Origin of the sequence: Prosthecobacter sp. (genome assembly GCF_044373815.1) — a bacterium.
Lineage (GTDB): Bacteria > Verrucomicrobiota > Verrucomicrobiia > Verrucomicrobiales > Verrucomicrobiaceae > Prosthecobacter.
In genome coordinates this window covers 1-8,127 of the sequence record NZ_JBIPNG010000302.1, presented here as the reverse complement: position 1 = coordinate 8,127, position 8,127 = coordinate 1, and the positions used below count along the sequence as shown (strand labels likewise).

Annotated in this window: 6 protein-coding genes; 3 read left to right on the top strand and 3 right to left on the bottom strand. The window is 59.9% G+C overall.

Translation table 11 applies throughout. From position 1 onward, the window contains the following. Positions 1-100: 100 nt before the first annotated feature. Positions 101-628: a YidB family protein gene (locus ACIREA_RS21105; protein ID WP_397384330.1), complete on the top strand. Its 528-nt coding sequence runs from the start codon at positions 101-103 to the stop codon at positions 626-628. 40 nt (positions 629-668) lie between these two features. Then, a complete protein-coding gene (locus ACIREA_RS21100) occupies positions 669-1,859 on the top strand; it encodes an ABC transporter permease (protein WP_397384329.1) in 1,191 nt (396 codons plus the stop codon). Positions 1,860-2,094: 235 nt separating this feature from the next. On the opposite strand, the gene ACIREA_RS21095 is transcribed toward ACIREA_RS21100, so the two are convergent. From ACIREA_RS21095 to ACIREA_RS21085, 3 genes are all read right to left on the bottom strand, one after another. Next, positions 2,095-3,876, bottom strand: coding sequence for an ABC transporter ATP-binding protein (locus tag ACIREA_RS21095; RefSeq protein ID WP_397384328.1), 1,782 nt, complete (start codon positions 3,874-3,876; stop codon positions 2,095-2,097). A 12-nt stretch (positions 3,877-3,888) separates the two neighbouring features. Then, the gene (locus ACIREA_RS21090; RefSeq protein WP_397384327.1) at positions 3,889-6,072 is read right to left on the bottom strand and encodes a hypothetical protein; all 2,184 of its coding nucleotides are present in this window, start codon (positions 6,070-6,072) and stop codon (positions 3,889-3,891) included. 145 nt (positions 6,073-6,217) lie between these two features. After that, entirely contained in the window at positions 6,218-6,727 is a 510-nt protein-coding gene (locus ACIREA_RS21085) for a hypothetical protein (protein ID WP_397384326.1), read from the bottom strand. A gap of 149 nt (positions 6,728-6,876) precedes the next feature. Here ACIREA_RS21085 and ACIREA_RS21080 point away from each other — a divergent pair, with 149 nt between their 5' ends. Continuing rightward, a complete protein-coding gene (locus ACIREA_RS21080) occupies positions 6,877-7,992 on the top strand; it encodes a zinc-binding dehydrogenase (RefSeq protein ID WP_397384325.1) in 1,116 nt (371 codons plus the stop codon). Positions 7,993-8,127 lie beyond the last annotated feature (135 nt).

Genomic DNA, 8,127 nt, shown 5'->3' with positions numbered 1-8,127 from the left:
ATGGGGGTGGGAGGTCAAGTGTGCTACGCTGCCATTGGCACGTGGTGAAGAGGGGGTATGAGGAATTGAAAAGTGGGAACTGAAAACTGAGAATTGCAAATTGGCCGGAAGCCAGGAGACCACCGAGGGGAGAAAGGACGCATGGAGCAGCCTTGACTTTACCAGCCCCTCCCCCACACTCGCCGCTCCTATGGGACTTTTCGATTCACTCGCCAAAAACGCGCTGGGCAGCATGCTCGGCGGCTCTGCTAAAATGGACCCCGCAGCGATGCTTTCCGGTCTGCTGAATGAAGCGGGTGGATTGAATGGCATGATGGCCCAGTTTGAGAAAGCGGGTCTGAGTGAGATTTTTTCCTCATGGGTCGGAACGGGAACGAATCTGCCGATCAATGCCGAGCAGATGAAGGCCGCAGTGGGAGAAGAAAACCTTCAGGCGCTTGCTGGCAAAGTGGGCATGCATGTGCATACGGTGCAGCCGCTGCTGACGCAGTTCCTGCCGCAGATCATCGACAAACTGACGCCGCAGGGCCACATCCATGACAACAACCCCAGCGGCAGCCAGATTCAAAGCGTGCTGACCAGCGTGATTAGCAGCGGACTCGGCGGATTGTTTGGCGGAGGTCGCTGATGGCTGCGCCACGGCGCGAATCCCACACGTAACCTCTGCCATGCTCCGCCTTGCTCTGAAAATGCTGTTTGGTGACACGGCGAAGTACCTGATGCTGGTGGCAGGTCTCGCGGTGGCGACGTTTTTGATGGCTCAGCAGACAGCGGTGTTCTGCGGGCTGATGAACTGGACGAAGTCGACGCTGAAAAACGTTCCGGCACCGATCTGGGTGGTGGAAGAAAAGGTGGAGCAGGTGAATGAGACGAATCCACTGCTGGACACGGATGTGGCGCGTGTACGCAGTGTGAACAGCGTGGCGTGGGCTGCGCCGATCTATTCGGGCATCCAGCGAGTGCGATTGGAGAACGGGAACTTTAAGATGATCCAGCTCATCGGCATTGATGCCAACACGCTGGCCGGAGCACCGGCGAAGATGCTGGAAGGCAATCTGATGAAACTGCGACTGCCGCATTCGGTGATCATTGATGATCTGGGGGTGACGCGTCTGGCACGCAAACGTGGGGAAAAGGTGAAGGTGGGCGATGTGTTTGAGCTCAATGATCAGGAAGCTCGCGTCGTGGGAATCGCGGATGCAGCGACGTCCTTCACTGGGGGCCCATATGTCTGGACGACCTATGAGCGGGCGCTGCAATACGTGCCGTCCCAGCGCAAGATGCTGCAGGCGGTGATCTGCGCCCCGCGCGAGGGTGTGAGCCTGGACCAGGCGGTGGCGGACATTCAACGCGAAACAGGGCTGAAGGCCTTCGTGAACCGTGAGGCGGGCTTTGGCGAATTTTGGGAGCAACGCGGCGGCGGAATGACGGACAACTTCAATGTCTCGACCGTGTGGTGGTATGTGAAGAACACCGGCATTCCGATTTCTTTTGGCACCACAGTTATCATCGGCCTGCTGGTGGGGATGGCGGTGAGCTGCCAGACGTTTTACTCGTTTGTGCTGGAGAACATGCGGCATCTGGGTGCGCTGAAGGCGATGGGTGCTTCGAATGGCACGCTGTGCCTGATGCTGATCACGCAGGCGTTTACTGTGGGCCTCATTGGTTATGGCATCGGCCTGTTCTTCACGTCCGGTTTCGCGATGGCAGCGCTGAAAAACGAGCAGCCGCCGTTTTATATGCCGCAGTTTGTGCCGTTTGCGGTGCTGGGCGTGGTGCTGGGGATTTGTACGCTGGCGGCGCTGCTGGGGATCTGGCGCGTGAGCAAGCTGGAGCCGGCGATGGTGTTTAGGAGCTAGGAAGGGAGCGGTAAGGAGCCGAGTGCTGGCATCGCTACGCGATGCATGGGTATGAAGCGAGATGGCCCTGTGAACAAGGGGTGTCGCTGCGCTCAACCCCTTGCTACGGGCTGGAATGGCTACTCCATCGACATGAATTGAAGGCAATGCCTTCGATGCGCTGACGAGCGAGGGGGGGCTTGAGAGTCTGGGAGGATGGGAAAGCGCTGGCCGACAGACAGGAGTGTCTGTCGTACTACTCCAACTGAAGCTTGGCGAGGGAGCCGTAGAGGCTGCCGGGTTTGGCGACGAGTTCGTCGTGGGTGCCGCGCTCGAGGATGGCTCCGCTGGACATGACGAGGATCTGATCACAACGGCGCACGGTGCTGAGGCGATGGGCGATGATGATGCTGGTGCGGTTTTCCATCAGCTTGTCGAGCGCGTCCTGAACGAGGCGTTCGCTTTCGGCATCGAGGCTGCTGGTGGCTTCATCGAGGATCAGGATGGCCGGATCTGCGAGAATGGCGCGGGCAATGGCGATGCGCTGGCGCTGACCGCCGGAAAGCTGGGTACCGCGATCTCCCACGAGGGTCTGATAGCCTTCGGTGAGACTGACGATGAAATCGTGCGCGTTGGCTTTTTTCGCGGCGCTGATGATCTCCTCTTCGGTGGCCTCGGGCTTGCCGTAGGCGATGTTTTCTTTAATGCTGCCGCCAAACAGGAGCACCTCTTGAGGTACGAGGGCGAGATTGCGGCGGAGCGTGGTGAGTGACATGTCGCGAATCGGCTGGCCGTCGATGCGGATTTCGCCGGTGGTCGGATCGTAGAAACGGAACAGCAGGGAGACGCTGGTGGATTTGCCCGAACCGCTGGGGCCCACAAGCGCGATGCGCTGGCCGGCCTTGGCCTGCAGATTAAAATCACGCAGAACGATGGCTTCTGGACGGGTGGGATAGGCAAAGCTGACATCGTGCATGTCGATCTCTCCTTTGAAGCGCAGCTTCGAGGCTCCGGCGGTATCGTCCGGTTCAATTTGATCACGCAGGATTTCACGCACGCGCTCGGTGGCGCCGAGTGAACGCTGGAGCTGCGTAATCAGTTCGGGAAACTGCACGAAGGAGGCAGCGATCATGCCGCTGAGGCCGGCGAACTGAGTCAGTTCCTCCTTGCCGATGCCGCCGTCGTTCAGCATGCGCATGGCGAACCACGTCACGAGGATCAAGGCCACACTGAAAGCGAAGATGATGAACGCGATGAACGAGGCCCGAGGCACCGCTGCACGCAGCACGGTGCGCAGGTATTCACTGAGATTCTTGTCATAGCGGGCCAGTTCATAGGCCTCATTGCGGAAGGCCTTCACGCTGACGATGCTTTGCAGGCTCTCGTCCACCACGACCTGCGAAGAGGCAAGGTTGTCCTGCGCGCGCTTGGTCAGCTTGCGAATGCGCGAGCCGAAGATGGCGATCATGACGATCACCACGGGGATGGTGCCTACCATGAACAGCGACAACTTGACCGACATGTTCAAGATCAGCACCAGGCAGAGCGACAGCATCACGGTGTGGCGGATCAGCATCGGGATCGTGACCACGAGCGTCTCGCGCATGGCTTCGACATCGTTGGCAAGACGGGAGGCCAATTCGCCGACACGGCGCTGGTTCAGCGTCGCCATGGGCAGACGGATGATGCGGCTGAAGGTGTCGAGGCGCAGGGCGGCCAGCGCACGCTCGGATGCTTTGGCAAAGAGCAGGATGCGAAAGAACGCGATGAACGCCTGGACCGCCACAATGGCCACCAGAAACCACACACTGTGATTCAATTCAGCCATCCACTCCGGTCCATGGGCACCACCGATCCCCCGCCCGGCTACGGCGGCGAGCTCCTTGATGAAAATGATCGTCATGCCGCCCGTGATCGCCAGCGCGATGAGCGCCGGGATAAAGACGTTGTAATGCGGACGCAGGTAGGTCAGGAAAAAGCCAGCGTCTTTCCACGCTGCACGGTCCCACAATTTTTTACTCGCTCGTTCTTCAGCCATGTTTGTTTTCTTCTACTCCACGCGCACCGTCCAGCGCTGCGTTGGTTTATCGGTCAATTCCAAGACGCTCAGACTTTCTGCATCATCCCCCTGCCGCCTGCTGCGGGTGAGAAAATAGTCACGGCCACCCCCATTGAAGCGGACGTTCAGGCCCAGCTGGCTGTTGCCATTTCCCAACGCCCATTCGTGGCGGTAGAGATAGCTTTTCGGCAGTGTGATGGTGAGCCTGCGGCCTCCGCCTGCGGAGCTGGTAAGTGCCGCCTGGATTTCTTTCGAGTCAAACACCGCAGCATAGCCGCTGCCAAAGGCCCAGGGCGCGATCGGATCGACCGTCGCATTGCCATCGGCCGCTTTGCCGGTGATGCGCAGCGCCGCAGTGGCCCCTGGAGTCTGTCGTTCGCCATAGCTGCGAGCGTCGAGGTTCAGCAGCAGTTCAAACGCCCTGCCGGAAGAGTCGTCCACGAGACTGACACCGGTCAGATCGAGGGTGAAGAAGAGCTTCATGCTGTCAGCATCCGCCCGCAGAGTCACGGCGCTCTCCTGGCCATCAGCCGCAGTCAGGGGCACCGACTCTTTGAGGCCCATGTTGCGTGTGATCTCAATGTCGCGGTCGAAAATCTGTCTCACGCCATTGGAGTTCAGCGCCAGCTTCAGCGGCAGTACACGGCGCAAGGGCAAGCGCCCCTCGGCAGGCAGTGGCAGGGCCAGCTTGAGAACCTCCGAACCGTCGGCCTCCAAAGCGATCTTGCCTTCCTGAGATTTTCCGCCCCAGTTTGACTCCCATGAGGCCGAGAGACTGGATCCGGTGCTGTTTTCAATTTCGAGTTCAGGCGAAAACTCCGCTTCTTGATTGAAGGCAGCGCGTGCATTCCAAGTGATGATAAAAGGACGCAGCGGCACCACGATGTCTTCGATGCGCGATTGTTTGCCCGCGATCACGAGCACAGGCAGGCGCATTTCGCCATCGGTCAGCGGCAGATAGCGAGTGTCGGTGATGGCGTAGGTCAACTGTACCGTCTGCTTTGCGCCAGCAGCCATCTGGATTTCGGGATTCGTGTCCTTGGGTTTTAAACCGGCAGGCACCAGCGGCAGCAGAGTCACGTTCAGGGGTTCGCGCCGGGTGTTGGCCAGTTCAAACTCCAGCTTAAGCTGGCCCTGCCCCGCCAGCGTCGCCTTGGCAGCGCTGATCTTCCATGGGACACCGGGTGAGCCCTGCATCACATCCTGAAACAAGATGCGGCCCATTTCTGCGTGCATGCCGGTCGTTGGCGTCATCACTCCTTGGGAGGGGAGGAGATTCAGGTGGCTTTGATACTCCTGCATGAGCGCCGGGAAGATTTGATCCGCCCCTTTTGCACCGAGAGGTGTCTCGATCAGTCGGGACAAATCGCCCAGGTCTGAGAAAATGACATCCGCCCTGCCACTGGCTTCACGCAGCACGCTAGCGGGTCCACGCGTGAGCGCCAGGCTGGCCTCCTCCGGATCTGCCGCCTGAGGAATGGGTCCGGCAACGATGACTTCGAGACGTTTGCCGCGCGCGGTGTCCAGCAGACTGCGAAAGGCCACCGCCACATCTGCGGCAGATACTCCAGCCAGCCCGTCTTCCAAGCCCTGCGCCACCAAGACCACATCGGGCTGCCCTTGAAAGCCCACCGTAGACAAAGCCGAGGCCGCCGAAATGATGCTGGAGGTTTGCACCGGTTGGATCAAAATCTCCGGTCCCATGACCTTGGATTCCTTGTCGCGCAATTTGGCACCTGGGCGAATCACACGCACGCCGCCGGTGTAGTAAAACTGGGCCGCGAGCTTTTTAGCGAACACGCCGGCAAAGCTTTTCAGCACCGGATCCACGCCGGGCTCGGCCTTGGCACCATCGAGGATCGCATCCCCCAGCACCACGATCTCCACACGTTCACGCCGGGTGAGTTTCAGCAGCGTCTGCGGGAGAAACTTCCGCCAGCGATCCCGCTGTAAGGGAGTGAGATCGAAATAGGTCTGCGGCAGCACGGCAGGTGTGGGCAGCTTTTCTTCAACGGCGCGCGCCGCCGCCTGCAGAGCCGGCAGGTCCGGCACCGTTTCAGCAGCAGGCGCAGGGGCCGCCGGTGCGGGTGCAGCCGGAGCCTGTGCCCGGAGACCGGTCACGCCCAGCAGCGCCAGAGCGCCGAGGTGGAGGAATGTCTTGCGGTTGGAAAACATGCGGACGCTATCTCAGCGAGACCGGCGATGCCTGCAACCGGGGAGTGGAGTGATGAATGAACTGCCAGCGCGCAGGCGCAGGCATGGCAGGCAGCCGTTTGGTGCCCGATTTCTCGCTACTGGCCAGCTCTTCAGTCCTGATCTGTCACTTCTCGACGCCTTTCAGCGACTTCATGAAGGCTTCAAATTTTTCTCCCTGCTCCTTCGGCAGCGAAGCTGGATTATCCAAGACGAAATTCGCGATGATTGAGCGGTCCTTGCCGGCTTGGAAGAGAACCATGATGATCACCACAGGGCTGTCCTCAACCGTTCCGGCATAGGTGGCAGTATAGCCGGTAAGGCCGTCCGAGGTGTGCTCCTTCGGGGCTTCCACTTCCTTGGCATCCTTGAATTCTTTGACCATGGCCGGAAGCATGATTTTAAACACCTCCATCGAGGCCTCAGCCTCAGTTTCGCCGAAATTGATTGAAACGCGCTCGTCGTCGGAATTGATGGAGATGCTGCCATCTGCAGGGTCCACCTCGGTCGTCCACTTGGCCGGCACCTCGTATTTAAGGACGGGGGCTTTGGCTGGATAGCTTGCCCCATCGGCAGCAGATGCCGGAAGAAGGGAGAGGGCGAGGAGTCCGGCAAGCAGGCAGAGCGTGTGTTTCATGAGGTAAGCGAGTAGATTTGAGCCCCACGTAAGCAGCAGGCTGGATGGCCAGCTTCGGGCACGGCCAGGTCAAAGCAAGCTCTACCGGCGCAGGTTAACTCCCCGAACGAATCGCTTGCCCGCAGGCCTGAATGCTCTCTCATCCTGCCATGTCCACCCTCGCCCCTGCCGCCGTTTTGTATGAAGCCAAGCAACCCTTGCGCATCGAAGAGGTGCGTGTTCTTCCACCGCAGCAGGGTGAAGTGACGGTGCGAATGAAGGCCGCAGGCGTGTGCCATAGCGACCTGCATGTGATGAAGGGAGACCTGTCCATGCCGATGCCAATCATCCTCGGGCATGAGGGCAGCGGTGTGATCGAAGCCGTGGGTGAAGGCGTTACTTCAGTGGAGGTGGGTGATCATGTGATCCTCGTCTGGCGCGGCTCCTGCGGGAAATGCGAGTACTGCAGCAGCGGACGCCCTGCGCTGTGTGACATGGGCACGGCGATGCGCTTTACCGGACTGATGCCGGATGGCACGACTCGCTTTCAGAACTCCGCTGGCGAGAGCATCCGGCATTACGCGGGGGTGTCGGCCTTTTCTTCGCTGGCGACGATGCCGCAGGCCTCGGTGGTGAAGATTCCCAAGGAGTTCTCGTTTGAAAAAGCGGCGCTCATTGGCTGCGGCGTCATCACCGGCGTGGGTGCGGTGGAGCGTGCGGCCAGGGTGCAGCCGAACAGCACGGTGGCTGTGATCGGCTGCGGCGGTATCGGTTTGAACATCGTGCAAGGCGCGCGCATGGCGGGTGCGCGGCAGATCATCGCGGTGGACAAATTCAGCCGCAAAGAGGGCGATGCGCGGCAGTTTGGCGCAACAGATTACGTGGATATTAACGCGGGTGATCCGGTGCAGGCGATCAAGGACCTGACGGATGGCAAGGGCGTGGACTATGCGTTTGAGGCGTTCGGTTCCGGAAAGACGGCGGAGCAGGCGTTTGATGCGACGAAGAAGGGCGGCATGTGCGTGATGGTGGGGATCACGAGCGCGGCGGATCGGGCGTCGATCAATGTGAACCAGCTGGTGTATGCGGAGAAGACGCTACGTGGAAGCCTGTATGGCAGCACGCAGCCACGCACGGATTTGCTGCTGCTGATTGGCATGCACCAGTCCGGGAGGCTGATGCTGGATGAGCTGGTGACGAAGCGGTATCCGCTGGAGGGGATCAATGAAGCGTATGATGCGCTGCAGAGAGGTGAGGTGGCGCGGAGCTTGATTGTGTTTGAGTGAGGCCACTCAAGCCTAGCGTGTCTATTCGTTTTTCCTGAAGAGGTGTGGCACGCGAGCAGGTCTATTATGGAGTCGTGCGCCCCAAACCAGTGGCGGCAGAGCAAAGGGAAACCCACAAGGAGCGGTGGGGCCACA

Coding starts and splice junctions, on each gene's coding strand:
- ACIREA_RS21085 (WP_397384326.1), bottom strand. CDS start 6,727: ATGAAACACACGCTCTGCCTGCTTGCCGGACTCCTCGCCCTCTCCCTT.
- ACIREA_RS21090 (WP_397384327.1), bottom strand. CDS start 6,072: ATGTTTTCCAACCGCAAGACATTCCTCCACCTCGGCGCTCTGGCGCTG.
- ACIREA_RS21100 (WP_397384329.1), top strand. CDS start 669: ATGCTCCGCCTTGCTCTGAAAATGCTGTTTGGTGACACGGCGAAGTAC.
- ACIREA_RS21095 (WP_397384328.1), bottom strand. CDS start 3,876: ATGGCTGAAGAACGAGCGAGTAAAAAATTGTGGGACCGTGCAGCGTGG.
- ACIREA_RS21080 (WP_397384325.1), top strand. CDS start 6,877: ATGTCCACCCTCGCCCCTGCCGCCGTTTTGTATGAAGCCAAGCAACCC.